This window comes from Bacillus sp. S14(2024), from assembly GCF_050473785.1.
GTDB classification, from domain to species: Bacteria; Bacillota; Bacilli; order Bacillales; family Bacillaceae_G; genus Bacillus_A; species Bacillus_A yunxiaonensis.
Window position 1 is genome coordinate 3,345,367 of the sequence record NZ_JBFLUP010000006.1, and the last position, 20,345, is coordinate 3,365,711.

At 36.6% G+C, this 20,345-nt stretch carries 19 protein-coding genes, 2 riboswitches and 1 other annotated feature; of the genes, 4 read left to right on the plus strand and 15 right to left on the minus strand.

The window, feature by feature from the left end; translation table 11 throughout:
* Positions 1-93: 93 nt before the first annotated feature.
* Positions 94-1,365 carry a glutamate/aspartate:proton symporter GltP gene (gene gltP / locus AB1279_RS17080; RefSeq protein WP_429760014.1) on the minus strand — a complete coding sequence of 424 codons (1,272 nt, stop codon included), beginning with the start codon at positions 1,363-1,365 and terminating at the stop codon, positions 94-96.
* 429 nt (positions 1,366-1,794) lie between these two features.
* Here gltP and AB1279_RS17085 point away from each other — a divergent pair, with 429 nt between their 5' ends.
* Complete coding sequence (locus AB1279_RS17085; RefSeq protein ID WP_429760015.1) at positions 1,795-3,042, plus strand: murein hydrolase activator EnvC family protein; 1,248 nt, start codon at positions 1,795-1,797, stop codon at positions 3,040-3,042.
* A gap of 150 nt (positions 3,043-3,192) precedes the next feature.
* On the plus strand, positions 3,193-3,360 hold the full coding sequence (locus tag AB1279_RS17090; protein WP_429760016.1) for a hypothetical protein: 168 nt from the start codon (positions 3,193-3,195) through the stop codon (positions 3,358-3,360).
* Positions 3,361-3,398: 38 nt separating this feature from the next.
* Here AB1279_RS17090 and AB1279_RS17095 read toward each other — a convergent pair whose 3' ends face one another.
* The 13 genes from AB1279_RS17095 to AB1279_RS17155 form a co-directional block, all read right to left on the minus strand.
* Positions 3,399-4,742 carry a sodium-dependent transporter gene (locus AB1279_RS17095; protein WP_429760017.1) on the minus strand — a complete coding sequence of 448 codons (1,344 nt, stop codon included), beginning with the start codon at positions 4,740-4,742 and terminating at the stop codon, positions 3,399-3,401.
* Between the two features lie 111 nt (positions 4,743-4,853).
* Positions 4,854-5,099, minus strand: a binding site (T-box leader).
* 54 nt (positions 5,100-5,153) lie between these two features.
* Positions 5,154-5,618, minus strand: coding sequence for an NUDIX domain-containing protein (locus AB1279_RS17100; RefSeq protein WP_429760018.1), 465 nt, complete (start codon positions 5,616-5,618; stop codon positions 5,154-5,156).
* A gap of 67 nt (positions 5,619-5,685) precedes the next feature.
* The gene (locus tag AB1279_RS17105; RefSeq protein WP_429760019.1) at positions 5,686-6,300 is read right to left on the minus strand and encodes an NAD(P)-binding protein; all 615 of its coding nucleotides are present in this window, start codon (positions 6,298-6,300) and stop codon (positions 5,686-5,688) included.
* A complete protein-coding gene (locus tag AB1279_RS17110; protein WP_429760020.1) occupies positions 6,269-7,027 on the minus strand; it encodes a sirohydrochlorin chelatase in 759 nt (252 codons plus the stop codon). Before AB1279_RS17110 ends, AB1279_RS17105 begins: the two co-directional genes overlap by 32 nt.
* 1 nt (position 7,028) lies before the next feature.
* Positions 7,029-7,805 (minus strand): uroporphyrinogen-III C-methyltransferase, encoded by a 777-nt coding sequence (gene cobA / locus AB1279_RS17115; protein ID WP_429760021.1) that lies wholly within the window; start codon positions 7,803-7,805, stop codon positions 7,029-7,031.
* A gap of 101 nt (positions 7,806-7,906) precedes the next feature.
* On the minus strand, positions 7,907-8,119 hold the full coding sequence (locus AB1279_RS17120) for a DUF3906 family protein (protein WP_377881350.1): 213 nt from the start codon (positions 8,117-8,119) through the stop codon (positions 7,907-7,909).
* 12 nt (positions 8,120-8,131) lie between these two features.
* The gene (locus AB1279_RS17125; protein WP_429761456.1) at positions 8,132-9,754 is read right to left on the minus strand and encodes a nitrite/sulfite reductase; all 1,623 of its coding nucleotides are present in this window, start codon (positions 9,752-9,754) and stop codon (positions 8,132-8,134) included.
* Positions 9,755-9,809: 55 nt separating this feature from the next.
* Complete coding sequence (cysC, locus tag AB1279_RS17130) at positions 9,810-10,409, minus strand: adenylyl-sulfate kinase (protein ID WP_429751074.1); 600 nt, start codon at positions 10,407-10,409, stop codon at positions 9,810-9,812.
* A gap of 12 nt (positions 10,410-10,421) precedes the next feature.
* Complete coding sequence (gene sat, locus AB1279_RS17135; protein WP_429760022.1) at positions 10,422-11,558, minus strand: sulfate adenylyltransferase; 1,137 nt, start codon at positions 11,556-11,558, stop codon at positions 10,422-10,424.
* Positions 11,559-11,684: 126 nt separating this feature from the next.
* Positions 11,685-12,386: a phosphoadenylyl-sulfate reductase gene (locus AB1279_RS17140; RefSeq protein ID WP_429760023.1), complete on the minus strand. Its 702-nt coding sequence runs from the start codon at positions 12,384-12,386 to the stop codon at positions 11,685-11,687.
* Positions 12,387-12,477: 91 nt separating this feature from the next.
* Entirely contained in the window at positions 12,478-12,621 is a 144-nt protein-coding gene (locus tag AB1279_RS17145; RefSeq protein WP_429751080.1) for a YezD family protein, read from the minus strand.
* A 69-nt stretch (positions 12,622-12,690) separates the two neighbouring features.
* A riboswitch (SAM riboswitch) is annotated at positions 12,691-12,799 on the minus strand.
* 396 nt (positions 12,800-13,195) lie between these two features.
* Positions 13,196-14,512, minus strand: a complete 1,317-nt coding sequence (lysA, locus tag AB1279_RS17150; RefSeq protein ID WP_429760024.1) for a diaminopimelate decarboxylase — start codon at positions 14,510-14,512, stop codon at positions 13,196-13,198.
* Positions 14,513-14,693: 181 nt separating this feature from the next.
* Positions 14,694-14,876, minus strand: a riboswitch (Lysine riboswitch).
* Positions 14,877-14,967: 91 nt separating this feature from the next.
* A complete protein-coding gene (locus AB1279_RS17155; protein WP_429760025.1) occupies positions 14,968-15,363 on the minus strand; it encodes a DUF3888 domain-containing protein in 396 nt (131 codons plus the stop codon).
* Positions 15,364-15,555: 192 nt separating this feature from the next.
* On the opposite strand from AB1279_RS17155, the gene AB1279_RS17160 reads away from it, so the two are divergent.
* Complete coding sequence (locus tag AB1279_RS17160; RefSeq protein WP_429760026.1) at positions 15,556-17,442, plus strand: LTA synthase family protein; 1,887 nt, start codon at positions 15,556-15,558, stop codon at positions 17,440-17,442.
* 370 nt (positions 17,443-17,812) lie between these two features.
* On the plus strand, positions 17,813-18,514 hold the full coding sequence (gene pssA / locus AB1279_RS17165; protein WP_429751086.1) for a CDP-diacylglycerol--serine O-phosphatidyltransferase: 702 nt from the start codon (positions 17,813-17,815) through the stop codon (positions 18,512-18,514).
* A gap of 401 nt (positions 18,515-18,915) precedes the next feature.
* On the opposite strand, the gene AB1279_RS17170 is transcribed toward pssA, so the two are convergent.
* The gene (locus AB1279_RS17170) at positions 18,916-20,322 is read right to left on the minus strand and encodes a DJ-1/PfpI family protein (RefSeq protein ID WP_429760027.1); all 1,407 of its coding nucleotides are present in this window, start codon (positions 20,320-20,322) and stop codon (positions 18,916-18,918) included.
* Positions 20,323-20,345 lie beyond the last annotated feature (23 nt).

A 20,345-nucleotide genomic window follows, 5' to 3' on the forward strand; every position in this document is an offset into this window, starting at 1 on the left:
AAGGTGATCCATCTCCATATTTCCGTTTCATTTACAGTCACTCTTTTCATATAGAAAAAACCCTCACGTATAACGTGAGGGTTTTGTTAGAATTTAAGCTGCTTGCTTCTCTGAAATCTCTTTCAAATAAGCTTGTCCTTTTTCTTGGTCATATTGCCCTTCCCATTTAGACATAACAACTGCAGCTAATGAGTTACCAACTACGTTTACAGCTGTACGTGCCATATCTAGGATACGGTCAATACCAGCGATAAACGCTAAACCTTCAGATGGAATACCTACTGTATGAAGCGTTGCTAATAATACAACGAACGATACGCCCGGTACACCTGCAATACCTTTTGAAGTAACCATTAATACAAGAAGCAATGTAATTTGCTGTGTAATTGATAAGTGAATACCATACATTTGCGCTAAGAAAAGAGCGGCAATTGCTTGATATAATGTTGAACCATCTAAGTTAAATGAATAACCTGTTGGAATAACGAAAGACGTAATTGCTTTCGGGCAGCCGAAACGCTCCATCTTTTCCATAATCTTTGGTAGAACCGTCTCTGAGCTTGCTGTAGAATAAGCTAAAATAAGCTCGTCTTTTAAAATCTTAAAGAATTGGAAAATATTAATTCCAAATAACTTTGCCGTAAGACCTAATACAACAACAACGAAGAAAATCATCGCTCCATAAACAACTATAACTAACTTACCTAACGGAATTAATGACGCTACACCAAACGTAGAAACCGTTACGCCAATTAACGCAAATACACCAAACGGCGCAAATTTCATTACTTGATTTGTTACCCAAAACATTGCATCTGCTACACCTTGGAAGAAATTCAGAACTGGTTTCCCTCTTTCTCCAATGGCAGCTACCCCTAAACCAAATAATACAGAGAAGAAAATAATTGCAAGCATATCACCTTTTGCCAATGAATCCATAATATTCGTTGGAACAATATTTACAAACGTATCAGCAAATGAATGGTGCTGTACTTGTTCTGTTGTAGCTGTATACTTAGAAATATCTGTTTTTTGTAAATCTGACATATTCACGCCTTTTCCTGGCTGGAATACGTTTGCTACTAATAAACCAACAACAATCGCAATTGTTGTAATAATTTCAAAATAAATAATTGTTTTTCCGCCTAAACGTCCAAGCTTTTTCACATCGCCAACGCCGGCAACACCAACAACAATACTTGCTACTACAATCGGCACAACAATCATTTTAATTAAACGAATAAAAATATCACCAATCGGTTTTAAAATAGTGCTAACCATCGGATTGTGATAAAAAATTGCCCCTACAGCAATACCAACTACAAGACCAATTAAAATTTGCCACGCAAGTCCAATTCTTTTCATACTTGCTGCAACCCCCTTCTTATGATGTTCTTAAATCTTTTATATTCTATTTTTCTATAAAATATAAAAATCACAGTATTAAATATTATAAGACTATTCAATACTTTCGCCCCTATTAAAATGATAAGACAAAAATAGAAATCTGACAACTAAATAAATTTTCCTCTGCGCAAATATTTTTCTTGACAAAAACAAATCGCATGTCAGAAAACCTAACATGAAAACGATTCCTCCTTCTCTTATTCTCAATATATGTTAGAGCCTATATACACGAATTGTTATAGTATAAACGAACAATTCACACGTGATTTCTTTGTAATTTTCGACATTTAATAACAATTACTTAAATATTTTTTTACATTATCATTACAATAATAGACATTTTTCTCCTTTTTGTGATTATATAGAATAGGGAAAGGAGATAGACAGATGAACAAAAAAATAACAGCGTTTAGTTTACTGACAGCCGGTACTATTTTCGTTTCTCCATTGCTTTCACCAGTGTATGCGGAGACGAGTCAAGATAAATTATCTAATATCCAATCACAATTAGAGGGGAATCAACAAGAATTACATACGAAATCAGCTGAAAAACAACAAATCGAAAAAGAGATACAAGATTTACAAAAAAAAATCGATGAATTAACTACTTCTATTAATAAAAATGAAGCAGATTTAAAAGCAACAAAAGCTGAAATCGAAAAAACACAAAACATAATCGCAGAGAAAAAAAAGAATATTGAAGAACTGCAAAAAAAAATCGATACACGCCAAGAATTAATTAAGCAAAGATTACAATCTATGCAAGAAAAACCGCGTACAAATTTAATTACAGAAGTATTAATTAACACGAACAATATCGCTGAACTAATAGAAAATATGTATTCTGTAAGTGTAATTTTAAATAATGATACAGATATCGTGAAACAGCAAACACGCGATCAAGAAGCTGTTGAAAAAGAAAAAGAAGCGATTGAGAAAAAGGAAACACAACTTAAGGAATCTGAACAAACATTACAGAAACAACAGCAAGAACTACAAACAAATCAGCAACAACAGCAAGCATTAATTACTGATTTACACGAAAAAGCATCAAAAATAGATTCTGAGATGGAAAGTTTAGAAGAAGCAAAGACTACTTTAGAAAATCAACGTCAAGCTGTTCAAAATGCAGTTGAAGAGGAAAAACGTGCAGCAGAAGCAAAAAAAGCTCAAGAACAAAAACAATCTCAGCAATCTGCTCCTTCAACGCAAAACTCAACTACATCTCAAGCGAAAAATACTAGCGGTTTTATTAAACCAGCAGCTGGTACCTTTACTTCTGGATTTAATGATCCAACACGTGATCGTCATAAGGGCCTTGATATTGCAGCTCCTGGAACTGTACCAATTTTCGCTGCAGCCGATGGAGTTGTTATTCGCTCCGATTTCTCTAGCAGCTACGGAAATGTTGTATACTTATCGCACCGTATAAATGGTCAAACATATACAACTGTTTATGCGCATATGAGCAGCCGCTCTGTTTCAGTTGGACAAAAAGTAACACAAGGCCAGCAACTTGGTTTTATGGGTAACACAGGTGACTCACACGGTCAACACTTGCACTTCGAACTGCACATCGGCGAGTGGAATCTTGAAAAATCAAATGCTGTAGATCCAGCTCCTTACATTAAATAAAAAACTCGGCAATTGCCGAGTTTTTCGTTTATGTAAAAGAAACAAAGCCCATCTTTTATATGTACTTCTTGCATATTATTTTACGATTTTTAACACCTTCTAGGCATTACACATACAATAACATAAAAGCTTTTTTGAGGAGGTCTACACATGAATCAAGAATCGCAAGCAGCTCTTGTATTACAAGAGGCCGAAGAGACATATATAGGCAGATTATTTACACTAGGCGGATCCGTTTTGTTTTTTATCGGCTCCTTTATCGCAGCCACTGTAGCTTATAAAACATATACTCGTCTATTACAAACTTCTACATCATAATAAAAAGCGGAGAAATATTCTCCGCTTTTTATTATGAACTAAACTACACCAATAACATTTAAAAAGACAAGAAGAACCGTAATCGGAATAACGTAACGAAGCAAGAAAAACCATACGTTAAATACTATTTTTCCGCTTGTTTCTTTGACTTCTAATTCTTGCACTAACAGCTCTTTCTTTATCTTATTTGGTACAAAGAGCGAAATTGCTAACACACCAAGTGGAAGTAATACGTTACTCACCGAAAAATCCAGTAAATCAAAAACTGTCTTTCCAAATACTTTTACATCGCTCATGATTCCAAATGATAATGCTGCTGGGATTCCAACTACGAAAATAAGTAATCCAATTAAGAGCGATGCTGCTGGACGCTTCTTTCCGTCCCCTTTGGCTACGGAAGCAACAACAATTTCGAGCATAGAAATTGCTGATGTAATCGTTGCAAAGAAAAACAGAATTAAGAATAAAATAAAGAAAAAGTGTCCAAAAGGAATTTTTCCAAACACAGCTGGAAGAACGATAAATAGTAACCCCGGTCCTTCTGTTGGACTAACACCTAACGCAAAAATCGCTGGAAAAATCGCTAACCCTGCAAGTACAGTAATAAAAACTGTTAAGATTGTAATCGATATTGCTGATTTTGCTAAATGTTCTTCTTTTTTCAAATAGGAGCTGTATGTGACCATAACAGACGCTCCAACTGTTAATGAAAAGAATGATTGCCCCATTGCATATAAAATTGTTTTTGCTGTTAATTTCGAGAAATCCGGCTTTAAGAAAAATTTGACACCTTCCCACGCTCCATCTAATGTAAGAGAACGAACAATAATTGCAAGAAACAGAATAAATAAAAGCGGCATCATATACTTACTTGCTTTTTCAATTCCTTTTTCTACACCTTTACTTACTATAAAAATTGTGCAAAGCATGAAAATAAATTGTGCTCCAATCGCACTTACTGGATTTGAGATTGTTTCTCCAAACAACTTTGCATAATCAACAGCATTCCCCCATAATCCACCTGTTACACTATAAAATAAATAAAGTAAAATCCAGCCTCCAACAACACTATAAAATGCTAAAACACAAAAACATGTTACAACTCCCATGCGGCCAATCCATGGATATAATTTATTATTTGGTACTAATACTTTATATGCTGTCACTGCTTCTTTTTGCGTACTGCGTCCAATCACAAATTCCGCCACTAAAAGCGGCAGACCGATAAATACTGTCATGAATAAAAAGACAAGGAAAAAGGCTCCTCCTCCGCTATTTCCGGCAACATACGGAAACTTCCAAATTGCCCCAAGTCCAACTGCTGCCCCGGCTGCTGCGAGTACAAAACCAATTTTCGACGTCCATTGCTGTGTTTCTTTCATTTTCACTTCTCCTGATCTGAATATTTCCGTTTTTTCATTCATATACTTTCAGTTCATACTCGCCCACCTCCTTTAGACAATAAAAAAAGTCCCCTACACGCTATTACGCATGTAGAGGACGATATATGTAATATAATACCGTGGTACCACCTCAGTTGGATATAATTATCCCACTTTTCAGGTACAGGAATGCTTCCGATACCTTATCCTTGTAACGGCGGAACCCGGGTTGCCTACTATTAGTTCAACATACCTCTCGCAAGCCCATTCTGTATATTTTATCGTACTGGGCTCACACCTTTTCCCAGCTCTCTGAACGCTTCAAATATACGTACTCTTCTTGCTCATTGATTTCATGTATTGAAGATAACTGTGATTATAGAGGAGATTTCTGTATTTGTAAAGGACAAATTAATTTACATCTCCTAAATATACTTCCGTCTTTTCATGATGAATAAAATGTTGTTGCAATCGTACACGTAGTATTTGGGGATAGAGGCGATACTGTGTAATGTTACGTAACGGCAACCACTCTATTCCAATTTGACCCGTATCTAACTCTGTTGCTCGTTCTACGCTCGGTTCACTAAGAAGTGTACATGAGAACATATATTCAATTTGATGAATATCAAAATCAAACGCGGCATATTCATGATTTTTACCAATATATTCTCTAATAAACAATAATTCATTCGGTTTAACTTCCGCACCAATTTCTTCTAAACACTCTCGTTTTACCGTTTCCGTAAATGTTTCGCCCGGTTCTTGACCACCGCCAACTAGTGTATAGTATTCCCCATATTGATCACGCTTTTTAATTGCCAAAAAATGATCATCCCGTACAATTAATGCTTTTACTGAATTTCTGATTTTCATATCCCTTCTCCCCCTTTTCAGGAATGCATTCTTTATTTTATTCAAAAGAGGGAAATATTACAAACTATCAAAATACTAGCTTTTCATCTAACGAATAGAAAAATTTTTCTCGTTGCTGTGCATTTTGTACATAAACAGACTTAAGTACTTCCTGTAACACAGCATTCTGCGTCTTCTTATCTACTTGTAGCCGCTTCACTTTCATACGTACATCATATAAGAAATTCACATATTCCTCATAACTATCATCATATTTCCCTGCAATTTCATCACGAATTTTTTTCGCAAGCTTTGGACTTGCCCCGCTAGTAGATACAGCAATATTTAATTTCCCACGATGAATAGCTGCCGGAAAATGAACATTACCGCTCTCAGGATTTGTAATTACATTTACAAGTTGATTCGGCGCTGCTTCATTTGCAATTCTCTCATTTAACAGTAAATCACTCGTTGCAGCAACGACTAAAAATGCACCTGCAAGATCACTTGATTCATATTCTTTTTGAAACCAGCGAATTTTTTCTTCTTCTACAAGTTGAATTAAACTTGTATCAAGTTTTCTACTAACCACAGTAATATTGGCTTCTTCTTGCAATAAAGGGGCAATCTTAAATGCCGCCACTCGTCCGCCGCCAATGAAAACAACACGTTTATTCTTTATTCGCACTGTTAATGGGTACATATATATCCTCCCTTATCATTTCCTCTGTACGTTCAATTAACATATCTTGAAAAGCTTGATTTTTGCCTAGATACGGACATAATACAACATGAGGATGGTTGTTTTTCCGAACTGCTTTTTCAATTCTTTTCATTAACAATCCTGTGAACAATAGATATGGTAAAATAGCAATTGGAGCATTAGTTGTTTGAATAAGTTCTTCCAGCTTCTCTTCGAATTGCGGCTTAGCTGCTGCTAAATAACATACTTCTACCTTAGCTACTTCATCTGCCGTTTCAAACAATGATGCAATGTTCCTTACATCTCTTAACGTTTCCTCATCACTACTCCCTCTTGCTACAAGTAAAAGGGTAACTCGTTTGCCAATCGTTTTAATTCTACTCCCCTCTAGCACCGCATTAACGAGCTCATGAGAAACGCCGAATGGATTTCCGTATGAAAGTGAAATGTGTGGATACTGATTTTGTAGCCGTTCTAACTCCTCGGGAATATCCTTTTTCACATGAACTGCCACTAATAAAAAGACAGGGACAATCACAATTTCAGTTGCTCCCCTTTGCACACAAGTCGTAAATCCCTCGGCAATCGAAGGAGATGCTAACTCTAAAAAGGATACTTCTTGAATAGGAGCTGAGATACGTTCCATACAAGATGTAACAAAAGCAGTCGCTTCTTTACATGCTTCCTGTAAACGACTGCCATGACAAATATATAAGACTGCTTTCATATTAAAGTGCTCCGCTCAGTGGATACGACTGTTCAAACGTTTGTTCAAACCAATGAATTTTCTCACGGAAGCGTACGACTTCACCAATTACAATCATACTTGGATTTTGAACTTGCTCATTTTCTGCTACAGATACAATTGTTCCTAATGTTCCTGTAATTGTACGCTGAGATGCTGTTGTCCCCCACTCGATCATGGCTACCGGTGTATGTTCACTTTTCCCATGTTTTAAAAGCTGTTCACATATATAAGAAAGGTTGCTTACGCCCATATAAACAGCAAGCGTATCCACCCCTTTCGCTAAGTTTTCCCACTTCACTTCTTCCTCTGCACCTTCTTTTCGGTGCCCTGTTACAACCGCAAAACTTGTACTAGCATCTCGGTGTGTAACAGGAATTCCTGCATACGCAGAAGCTGCAATACCAGCTGTAATACCTGGAACAACCTCAAATGGAATACCATGTTTCACCAATGCTTCCGCTTCTTCTCCACCTCTTCCAAACACAAAGGGATCCCCGCCTTTTAGACGTGTTACCACCTTTCCTTTCTTTGCATATTTCACTAAGAAAGCATGAATGGTTTCTTGCTTCATTGTGTGGTAGTTCGGAAGTTTTCCGCAGTAAATTAAATCCGCTTCTGGCTTTGCATAAGAAAGTAACTCTTTATTCACAAGACGATCATATAAAATGACATCTGCTTGTTGAATACATTTTACTCCTTTAACAGAAATTAAATCTGGATCACCAGGTCCTGCACCAACAATGTACACTTTTCCCATATTTCCTCCCCATTTCTTCTATAAAGTGAAACTTCCATTAGTAGATTTTTTCTACTGATGGAAGTTTACAAATCTTCATCTTACCGCCCGGTAGCATCGTATTAAATCGTTTCCTGTTCATGCAAAACAAAAGCTGCACCCTTACGAATTTTCTTTTTCTCATATAAAGAAATCTCTTTCACTTCTGGTAAAGGCAAAAAATATTTTTCAAGTTCTATTTCAACAAGACGAAATGCCTGCTCTTCACTTTGTGCAACAACGACCACAGGAACTACACCATTTGCTAAAACAGCTTCAAAACGATATAAGTCCATATTGTTCCCCTCCTACGATGCAATCACTTCGTCTAAAATCGTATCTAATGCTGCTTGTAAATCCGTTATTCCAACACGGCCAACAAACTCATAAAATGTTTCACTAGGAAGTTTACTTTCTTTAAAGTAAGTTAAAAATGCAACGAGAACATGCGGCAAGTCTTCACCATCAATTTTCCCTTTTAGCTTTTCATTATAAGCACCGCCGTCCAGTAACGTCCCACCTACATAAATTTCAAAAGCTTCAACAATCCCTTTTTCTTTCGTTTTCATTTTGACACCTTGCAAACCGATATCAGCAATTTGTCTTTGTCCGCAAGAATTTGGACAACCGATCATATGAATACGAACTGGTACATCTAATATAAGCTGTGTATCTAAATAATCCGCAATATTGCGTAATCTTTCTTTTGTCTCCACTAATGCCAAGTTACAATATTCAATACCTGTGCAAGAAACTGCATAGCCGATAAATGACTTTGGTTTTGCACAGATTGCTTCGAATAACGGTTCTTGCAATAATACATCAATATTTTCTTTTGGCACATTCGGAATAATAAAGTTTTGTGAATTACATGTACGAATTTCACCATTTCCATACTGTTTTGCAATTCTAGCAATCTCATACATTTCTTCTGCATGCAGGCGACCAACCGGTACATTAAAACCAACATAGTATAAATCATCTTGCTTTTGCTTATGAACACCGTAAAAGTAACCAGCATTCCAACCCTTTAGGGCACTTTCACCTCTATCATGTAAAGAACCTGTGTATTGTAATAACTGTTCTTTAAATTTTTCTGGTCCCCAATCTGCAACAAGAAATTTTAGACGAGCAAGATGACGCTTTTCACGATATCCAAAATCACGGAAAATGGTTGCGACGGCAATTGCTACATCTTTCACTTGCTCTGGTAAAATAAATACATCTAGTTCTTCTGCTAAATATGGACGCGCTGATAAACCGCCACCTACTTTTAGATGAAAACCAATGACTGTTTCTCCGTTAATTTCTTTCGTTGCAGGTGTAAATGCCACGCAGTTAATCTCAGCATTTGCTGAATTGAACACATTCGAACTAATCGACATTTTAAATTTGCGAGGTAAATTTGAAAACTCTTCATTATGCTGAAAATATTCATATACTTCCTGCACAATTACTTGCGTATCAAACAATTCATTTTCATCAATTCCAGCAAGTGGATTCCCTGTAATGTTACGTGTAATATCACCGCATGCACCTGCTGTCGATAACCCTACTTTCTCTAGCCGCTGCAGAATATCTGGAATTTGCTCAATTTGCAGCCAATGAAACTGAATCGCTTGGCGTGTTGTAATATCAAGTACATCACGACCGTAATCTTCGGCGATAGAAGCGAGAGCCTCCACTTGTTCATTTGTTATAATTCCAGATGGTATATTTACACGCATCATGAAATACCCCGCCTCTTTTGGGCGCTGCAAATATAAACCTGCCCACTTAAAAGAATCCCATTCTTCTTTCGGAATAGACGCAAATCCATGTTCAGCATAATATGGAATATCTTTAAAAATTTCTAAACCGTCTTTTTCTAATTTCTTTTTTTCTGTTGTATTTAGCTTTTCATTGTTTGCCCATATTTTTTCATAACTCATCATGTATCTCCTCCTATATACAGTGAAATTTCCAACAGTGGGGTCTTACTGCCCGTTAATGCAAGATAAAGCCTCTTTCTTGTAAATAAGCAATAATTTGATCTGCACATTGTTCAATAGAATGGCGATGCGTTTCTACAATAACTTCAGCTTGAATTGGCTCTTCATAAGGAGAATCGATTCCTGTAAACTGCTTAATCTCCCCGCTTCTTGCTTTTTTATAAAGCCCTTTCGGATCACGTTTTTCACATTCTTCAATCGGGCACTTTACGAACACTTCAACAAATTCACCTTGTTCTAATATGTCACGTACTTGCTGACGATCTTCGCGAAACGGTGAAATAAATGCTGTTAATACAATTGTTCCATTATCAACAAATAATTTTGCCACCTCACCGATGCGACGAATATTTTCTGTACGATCCCCTTCCGAAAATCCTAAATCTTTATTTAAACCGTGACGGATATTATCTCCATCTAACACATAATTACCAATATTCTTATCAAATAACTTGCGGGCTACAGCGTTTGCCACGGTTGATTTACCAGAAGCCGACAATCCTGTAAACCAAAGAACAAAGCTATGATTTTTATTTTGCTTTCGGCGTTCTTCCTTTGAAACAGATGCCGTATGCCAAGTAATATTTGTTCCCATCTTTTCCTCTCCTTACTTTGTCACAACTTCTTTTTGCAAACCGCGAATTAAAACTTCTACAACTTCCTTACGGCTAAATGTATTTGGCGGTAGTTCCCCATTTCGTAAGAGCTCTCTTACCTTTGTACCCGATAAAATGACATGGTCTTCTTTTCCATGCGGACATGTTTTCGTTGATGCCATCCCCTCACATTTCATACAATAAAAACTATGTTCAAAAAAGAGAGGTGTAATTCCTAATTCTTCTATTGTAAAGTTAGCGAAAATTTCCTGCGCTTCATATGTGCCGTAATAATCCCCTACACCAGCGTGATCACGACCTACAATGAAATGCGTACAACCAAAGTTTTTTCTTACAAGTGCATGAAAAATCGCTTCACGCGGCCCAGCATATCGCATCGCTGCTGGGAATACTGCTAAAAAGACACGATCTTTTGGATAATAGTTTTCTAGAAGTACTTCGTAACTTTCCATTCGAACATCAGCTGGAATATCATCTGACTTCGTTTCTCCAACAAGCGGATTTAAAAACAAGCCATCAACAATTTCAAGAGCTGTTTTTTGAATATATTCATGCGCGCGATGAACTGGATTTCTTGTTTGAAAGCCAACAATCGTTTTCCAACCACGCCTTGCAAACTCTGCTCGTGTTTCACTTGGATCTAAATGATAAGCAGCAAATTTTTCTTTTTTAATCCGGTTCACAAGCGTAATTGGTCCTCCCACGTATACATTAGGACGATCATATATTTTCTTAACACCTGGATGCGCTTCCTCCACCGTTTTATAAACAAGTAACGCCTCCTTCTCTTTATCAGGCGTATAAATCTCTTGAACTTGAATGACGCCGTACGTTACACCTTCTTTTACAAGCCGAACTTCTTCCCCTACTTCTAACTCCTCCGCTTTTTCTTCTGTTATAGGCAATGTAATTGGAATGCTCCATACATCTCCATCTGCTAATCGCATCGTTTCTACTACTGATACGTAATCATTCTTTCCTAAAAAGCCAGTAAGCGGGCTATATCCACCGATCGCAATAAGCTCTAAATCACTTAATGCAATTCCATCTAACTCAATTTCTTTTACGATATGTGCTGTTTCATATGTTGTATCAATTCGATTTATTAATGTTTTTATGTCATTCATTTTCTTTTCTCCTTCTTTATAAAGTTTTAGCAGACAGTAGCTTTCCCACCTTAAGACCTTGCTTAGTGAGGGCTTTCCATCAGCGGGCGGTATAGAAAAACCCCCACTACCAGAAATTTCATTTTATTAATAATGAAGACCACATTCTGTTTTCATCTTTCCTGCCCAGCGCCCATCTCTCGAATCTCCACCCTCTTGCACCTGCACGGTACATTTCTCACATCCGATGCTCGGATACCCAATATCATGGAGTGGATTATATGGCAAATTATACTTATATACGTAGCGCCATACTTCTTTCCAAGTCCAATGAATAAGCGGACAGATTTTAACAGATTGAAAGCGATGATCTTGATTGACAAACTGTGTATGTTTTCGCGTTTCAGACTGTTCTCTTCTTAAACCTGATATCCATGCTTTCCTACCTGCCAGCACTTCTTCTAACGGCTTAATTTTCCTTAATTGACAACAAAGGTTTGGATTATGTTCCCATAATTTATCACCATACTCTTTTGCTTGTTCCTCAAGTGTAAGTGCCGGTTGCTTTTCAATAATATTCAAATTAGGAAATCGCTCCCTGACTTTTTTGATCAAGTCATATGTTTCTTGAAAATGAACATTTGTATCTAAAAATACAACCTTTGCAGATGGATTTACTTGGTTAATTACATGCAATAAAACCATTCCTTCTACCCCAAAGCTGCATGCATAAACAATATCTTGCTCATAATGTTCATATGCCCAGCGTACTGCTGCCAAGGCACCTTTCGTTTCGTCATCTTCCTGAAATGAAACAAAATTATCTTGCCAAGTTTCATACGTTAACATCGTTTTCTCCCTTCACGACGCCCATACAAAAAGGCGGCCTTAACCTATAGAAATAGATTAAGGCCGCCTCTAGTTTTTCTAGTCAGCGCGCTTATTTTAAACGTACCTTTTCACTTTTTTCAAGTTGAATCACTTTACCATCTTGCACAACAATTGTAATAGAACCATATTTCATATCAGCAAGCATTGTTTGAATCTTACTGGCTACTTCTTCAAATTGTCCGCGTACTCCCACGAACAACCCCCCCTTTTTTCATAAAAAAAATCTTTCCCATTTCGAAAAGACTGTTCCGGTAACGTATCTACCTTATCTTTCAAAATGGACTCCATTTTGCTGGAAGTAGCACCTTACTCCTATAAAGTAGGTTGCCGGGCTTCTTCGGGCCAGTTCCCTCCGCCACTCTTGATAAGAATTATATTTGTATTTTATCACAATTCTGATTTTTTTCAATCCTAGTTTTCCGATAAATTTTATTTATTATAAAATGAAACTTTCTATCAGTGGAGGTTTTCTTTATCCCCCACTGATAGAAAGCCTGCCCAATCAGGCATATGCCAGCAGTTATTCTCCATCTATCTTCTGTAGAAAAGCGGAAGCGGCTCGCCCAGAATCGCAAGACGCCCGCGCACCCGACAGAGAGGCGCTTTTTGCCTCGTCCGAGGGGGCGAAACGACTGGAGATTCTAACCGCTAGAGCTAGACAACGCTCTTCTCTGAATTTTGAGGTGGGATCTTACTGTCCGCGAATAGCGGGATAAAAAAGAGCTGTTCACCTAAACAAATCCCACTTCAACTAAACGAGGGTGTATTCATACAAGTTCCTTCACACGTATGCGATCGTTTCCAATAATATTTTCATACGACTCCCTTTCTACAACAACTTGCGATTTTCCATTTTTCGCAAACACCACTGCCGGGCGACGAATACGATTATAATTATTTGCCATTGAATAACCATATGCCCCTGTACAAGAGATAGCTAAGAGATCACAAGAAACAACTTTTGGAAGCTTTACATCCCAAATGAGCATATCCCCACTTTCACAACATTTTCCCGCAATTGAAACAACTTCTTCGGCAGAGTCATTCGCACGATTTGCTAGCAATGCTTCATAACGAGCCCCATAAAGTGCTGGGCGAAGATTATCTGTCATACCTCCATCAACTGATACATATTTACGGATGCCTGGAATATCTTTAATCGCTCCTACTGTATACAGTGTTGTTCCTGCATCTCCAACAATACTACGGCCTGGTTCTACCCAAATTTCCGGAAGGGGGTATTCGCATACTGTAAACTGCTCGCGTACAGCATCCGTCACAGCTTTCACATATTCACCAAGAGCAAGTGGCGTATCCCCTTCCGTATAGCGAATTCCAAAACCGCCTCCTACATTTAATACTGGCGCTACATAATTCATTTCTTTTCTTACTGTTTCCAAGAAATTACGAAGCACCTCAATTGCACGAACAAATCCTGCCGTCTCAAATATTTGCGATCCGATATGAGAATGAATTCCTAATACACGATAGTTTGATTTTTCTAATGCACTTTTTACCGCTTGTGATGCATGCCCTGTTGAAATACCAAAACCAAATTTAGAATCATCTTGACCTGTTGTAATATATTCATGTGTATGCGCTTCTACTCCTGGCGTCACACGAAGCAAGATATTCACAACTTGCCCGTATTCTTTCGCTAAATCATGCAATACTTCTAGTTCAAAAAAATTATCTACAACAAAGCAGCCGATATTAGCTTCTAATGCCATTCTTATTTCTTCTTCTGTTTTATTATTACCATGGAAATGGATGCGCTCTGCTGGAAATCCCGCTTGCAACGCCGTATATAGTTCTCCGCTAGACACAACATCTAGCGACATATTTTCTTCGGCAGCTAACCGGCACATTTCCATGCACAAGAACGCTTTACTTGCATACGCTACTTGATAAGAGAACCCACTTTCCCTAAAAGCACGATGAAATGCACGACATTTCTCACGAATTGCTGCCTCGTCGTAAACATAAAGTGGTGTCCCATATGTTCTTGTAAGTTCAGTAGCATCGCAGCCCCCAATTTCTAAGTGTCCTTGCTCATTAATGCGGCTTGTGCCGTGTAAATACATGTGAATTCCTCCCTTATTTTCGCAAAACCCTCTATTATATTTCTTATTTTTTACTATTATTCCTAATTTATATAAACAAAAAACGCGCGGAACAATGTTCACACGCGTTTCTTATCGGAAGAATCTATGACGAAAAAATAAATGTATTGTTATTTTCTCAAATAAGAAACCGCATCAAACATCTCCTAATAGCTCTCCATAAGCAAAATACTTATGACAGTACTACATTTATTCAATGCAGTCCCAATATATGAATGAAGTGGTCATTCATATATTTCGGCGATAACCCCTTTCAACCTATGATCATGAATACCACTTTATTTCCCATAGTTTACTTTTGATTATCGCAGCCTCTACCTTCGAGTGTAGATGAGGTAAGTCTATTTAATTTTCAAGCATCTTTTTGTTGCTATTAACAATAACAAATGACTAATTTATTTGTCAAACACTTTTTTTCAAATCGGTTTACGACAATTAATTTTCGTATCATCTGGTAAGCGCTTTACATCTATATTTTTCACAGTCCACTCGCCACTATCATTATCAAATGTAATCGTTACTTTTTCAAAGGGCGGAAGCTTTCTCCCCCCTGTTCCTGGCTCATATTTAATTATTTCGATAGATGTCCGAAACAAATATGTACCGCTGTACATTTTTTTCATACTAACAATTTTAGGGCAGTCATACGGCTTTTGTTTTCCATAATGTTTTTGAATTGCTTCATTTATTCTCGGAAACAGCACGGAATAGATGGCATCTTCTAGTAATAACGGCTCATGCTCAGCAGAGAAAGAAGCTGGATTTCCAAGTAAAATGAAACAACTTAATATAAAACAACATATTTTCTTCATAGTACTCCTCCATCTTTCAATCAATGCCTTTATTTTATCCTTCTCTTCTTTTTCTATCCAATTGTTAGAAAATCATCCACAATTTTGCTATGTTTTTATATAATAGTACACATAGTAAAAAAACATATAGATTTGTAGCCGGTCATATACGTAAAAAAGGCGGTTACTTGTAGGTAGTAGGAGGAGCCCGTTATGGTACAACGTTTGTTTCCAAAAGTACGATTTGCTCTCATAGCTGTCGTCTTGTTATGGATCAAAACATATATTGTATACAAGTTAGCTTTTGATATGAAAATTGATAACGCTTTCGAACAAATTATGTTGTTCTTTAATCCATTAGCTTCATTACTATTATTTTTCGGTTTCGCTTTATTAGCAACAAAACATCGAAACCGCATCATTATCAGTATTAGTATCGTGCTATCCTTTATTTTATTTGGCAATGCTATGTTTTATGGATTTTATGATGATTTTGTAACATTTCCTGTATTATTTCAAACAAATAATATGGCTGATTTAGGGACAAGTATTAAAGAACTCTTTACGTATAAAACGCTTCTTTTATTTGCTGATGTAATTATTTTAACCATTTTATCTCGTAAATTCCCTAATTTTTGTGATACTACTCCTCTATCTCAGCAAGAGAAACGAACGTTTTTTAGCGGTGTAACAGCAGCATTAGCTTTACAAATGGCTATTTCAGTTATTTATAAGCCGCAACTTTTTTCACATTCATTTGATCGCCAAACAGTTGTGAAAAATCTTGGTTTGTATACTTATCATGTTTATGATATTGCACTGCAATCGAAATCTTCTGCTCAACGTGTCTTTGCAAGCGGAGATAGATTTTCTGAAATTGATAACTACGTAAAAACAAAAGATAGACAAAAAAACAAAGAATTATTCGGTGTGGCAAAAGATAAGAATGTTATTTTAATTTCAATGGAATCCACACAAAGTTTTGTCATCAACCAAAAAATAAACGGAAAAGAAATTACACCATTTTTAAATGACTTCATTAAAGATAGCTATTATTTCGATAACTTTTATCATCAAACTGGACAAGGGAAAACATCGGACGCTGAGTTTATTATTGAAAACTCTTTATACCCACTTGATCGTGGCTCTGTTTTCTTTACACATGCTAATAATGAATATACAGCTACACCAGAGCAACTCAAAAAATATGGATATTACTCTGCTGTATTTCATTCAAATGATAAAACATTTTGGAATCGTGATTTGATGTATCCTGCACTCGGATATGATCGTTATTTTAACTTACAAGACTATACAAATGCAGAACAGATGTCTGTTGGTTGGGGATTGAAAGATAAAGAATTTTTTGAGCAATCTATCTCAAAATTAAAATCTTTACCACAGCCTTTCTATACAAAATTCATTACATTAACAAATCACTTTCCTTTTTTACTAGAACCGGAAGATCGATTCATTAATGAATACAATTCGGAAAGCGGCGTTGTAAATCGTTATTTTCCAACTGTACGTTATACAGATGAAGCACTGAAACATTTTGTTACAAGATTAAAAGAAGAAGGATTATACGACAATTCTATTATTATTATCTACGGAGATCATTATGGCATTTCTGAAAATCATAATGCTGCTATGGCACAATTTTTAGGAAAAGAAACGCTCACTCCTTTTGATACAATGCAGCTGCAAAGAGTACCGCTCATCATTCACATTCCTGGTCAAAAGGGAAAAATCATTTCAAAAGTTTCTGGACAAATTGATGTGAAACCGACGCTTCTTCATTTACTTGGTATAAAAACAAACAATTCTATTGAATTTGGCACAGATTTATTTGAAACAAACGATGAACCGCTTGTGGTTATGCGTGACGGTAGTTTCGTAACAAATGATTATATGTATACAAAAAATGTATGCTATAACAAAAAAACTGGTGAGCCAACCGATATTAACATTTGTCAACCATATATCGAAAAGGCAAAAACAGAATTGAATTACTCTGATAAACTCATTTACGGTGATTTGTTACGATTTGATCCGCATAATAAATATAAGACTGGTACGATGATAACGAAATTTGAATAAGGTGAAATTTTAATCAGATAGAGGGTTTCCATCCTTCACCTAGTTTCTTTATTTTCTCTAAATATTGATGACTTCCTATTGATACAGAACAACGAACTAACCTCGAATTGTGACGATTCGGGGTTTATTTTTAACGTAATATGTCCGTTAATGAAAGATTTCTCAAAAAACAGGTTGTATTATTCATTCCAATAACATAATGGATTTCCTTAATTCATACTTCCGGTTTTACAACAAATGAAAATCCAATGAAATCTTTCTCAAACCGAAGAATTTTTTCGTACGAGCACAGGAAATTTATGTTATGATAAAAAGGATAAACTTTCATAAACTAATCAAGAATCTATAAAAGAAAGCAAGGGATCAGATTTTGTACAGAGCAGCCATTCCAAACTTATTTACGCTCGGAAATTTATATAGTGGATTTCTATCCATCGGCTACGCTTCATTAGGATACTACAAATCAGCGGCAATTTTAGTTTTAATCGGAATGATGCTAGACAGCCTTGATGGAAGAATTGCACGCCTACTTCGCGTCGATTCGCAACTCGGAAAAGAACTTGATTCATTAGCAGACGTAGTTACATTTGGTGCTGCACCCGCTGTATTGATGTATTACACATCCTTCTCTAATTACGGTATTATCGGATTATACATAGCAGGACTTTTCCCTCTATTTGGAGCATACAGACTAGCTCGCTTCAATGTCACACCATCATCAACATCCATGAAATACTTTACTGGTGTACCAATTACAGCTGCAGGTGGTCTTGTTGCCTTCCTTACTTTATTTTCACATACGATTCCAAAAATCGTACTTATTACAGTATTCGTGACATTCGCTTTTCTTATGGTTAGTCGCATTCGCATTCCAAGTATGAAAGATGTACCGATTCCAAAATATAGTATTATCGTGACACTCTTTTTAGTTGGAATCATTTATACGATGTATAAAACGAGCTTCGGTAATATTTCAGTGTTTTTATTCATTGCTATTCCACTCTATATTTTGTATATGCTGTCACAATTTCTGAGACAACGACCAACACAAAAAAAACGAGCAAACAAATAGTAAAAAAAATCCTTCCTATCATAGGGAAGGATTTTTTTATCCCGCATTAACAGCTGTAAGAGCTCGATTTGAATGGGCGGGCTGTACACAAATAATAAAGTTGTTATAAAAATTATCAAGACCTAAATCGTAAAAAGTCATAAAAAAATAAGGGGCATACATATTATACATGACTAATATGTATCATCCCTTTTACTTTTTGTTTCATAATCACGCCCGATAGTTGAAGAATGAAATTAAAACTTTTCCCTAGGTGATCCGTTCTCAAATTCATTTTAGGAGTGTGTACTGCAGGATTTCGATCTAAATGAAATATGGTTTGCCATGATTTGCATGTGCCGATTAGTTTTCACCATACGTTCGGTACAAATGGGAATGATCAACAGCAGCTGGATAAATATCTAGCGCTTATGAAATTCCATTGAGGTATTAATTACTTTAGAAGTTCTCTTCTTCATAATGAATCGTCTGTCTATATAGAAAGCTACCAAAAGAGCCAGTAAACCAGTTAACATCATATTGCTGTATGTTCCAAGTGGAAGGGGTTTGCCTTCAAGATGGATACCATTTGCACGATATTCAAATCGTTTTACAGCGTGCTTGGCAGTTAAAAGGTCTTCTTGTTTAGCTAAGTCTTCCAATGGCGCTTCGAATACATATCTGTTTGGTGAATCACTATGAATAAAGAGGGTCTCTTTAGCATTACCCTTTTCACCCCAAAGTCTTACATCTGCTGCCGCTAGTGATTTTGCATCGCCACCTGGTATGATCATTTTGTCTAATTTTGGAGCATTAGATATTTGATGCCTAGTCAGTATATTAAGATGATGTTTCGTAGTAATTGGTGCATCCGAACTAGAAACGGTCAAGACTTGTGTCGTTCCGGTGTCTCCATAAGAATCAAATATAGAAGATAAAGCTATTTCATCCATATCTTTATACAGAAGTACCCCCATTTGTTTCTTATTCCAATGGAATCCAAGATTTAGCAAATATGTTGCAAGTTTTATATCCACGTAAAAAGGGTGGTCCACCTTTGGATTTTGAACGAATTGGTAAGAAGGATAACTAATTTCCTTAGATATTTTTGCAGCCACGGGTTCTCCTAGTTTCTGAGATATTAGGTGAAGTACTGCATCGATACCTGCGCTTTGACCGGCTGAAGTTAAGGTATTTCCTTCGTGAACATACCTCACATCCTCTTTCCAATGTGTATCAGGATATTGCTTCATTAATATGGGTAGGAATTGCCAGAATGAGGTGGCTGATTTCCCTTTTAATAAACCTGCATCGGCAAGATTCTTTGACCCACCACAAATGCTGAGAAAAGTGGTGGTTTTACTGCTGGAATGTTGTTGAATCCATTCGCGAGTTGGTTGATATTTCTGTTCATCTACACCGGGCATATAAGGGACCACAATAATATCTAGACTTTTATTTAATAGGTTATCCAGTTCTTTATAAGAGTAATGTGGTATTACATCCAGTCCGCCTGATAAAGATTTCACGCTTTTGTCCGGTGCAACGGCGTATACATTGTAGGCATCCGTCATAGAAAACAGTGTGTATGGAATGAGAAAATCAAAATCTTCAGTTGGTATTGATGAATCGGCCATTACAACTGCCACAGTAGGTTTAAGGGGGTCATACTCAGGGACCTTCACTCCTTGTAACGAAGGAACTGGCTCATGGCGGACATTTGAGTAAAAATCTTTTTGATGGCGATTAAAGCCATAGAACCAGATCCCCCCCATAAACACAATAAAAATGAATACATAAACAGCTAAACGTAAGAATAACTTCTTCATTTTTTTCCTCCTCGTAATTTTAT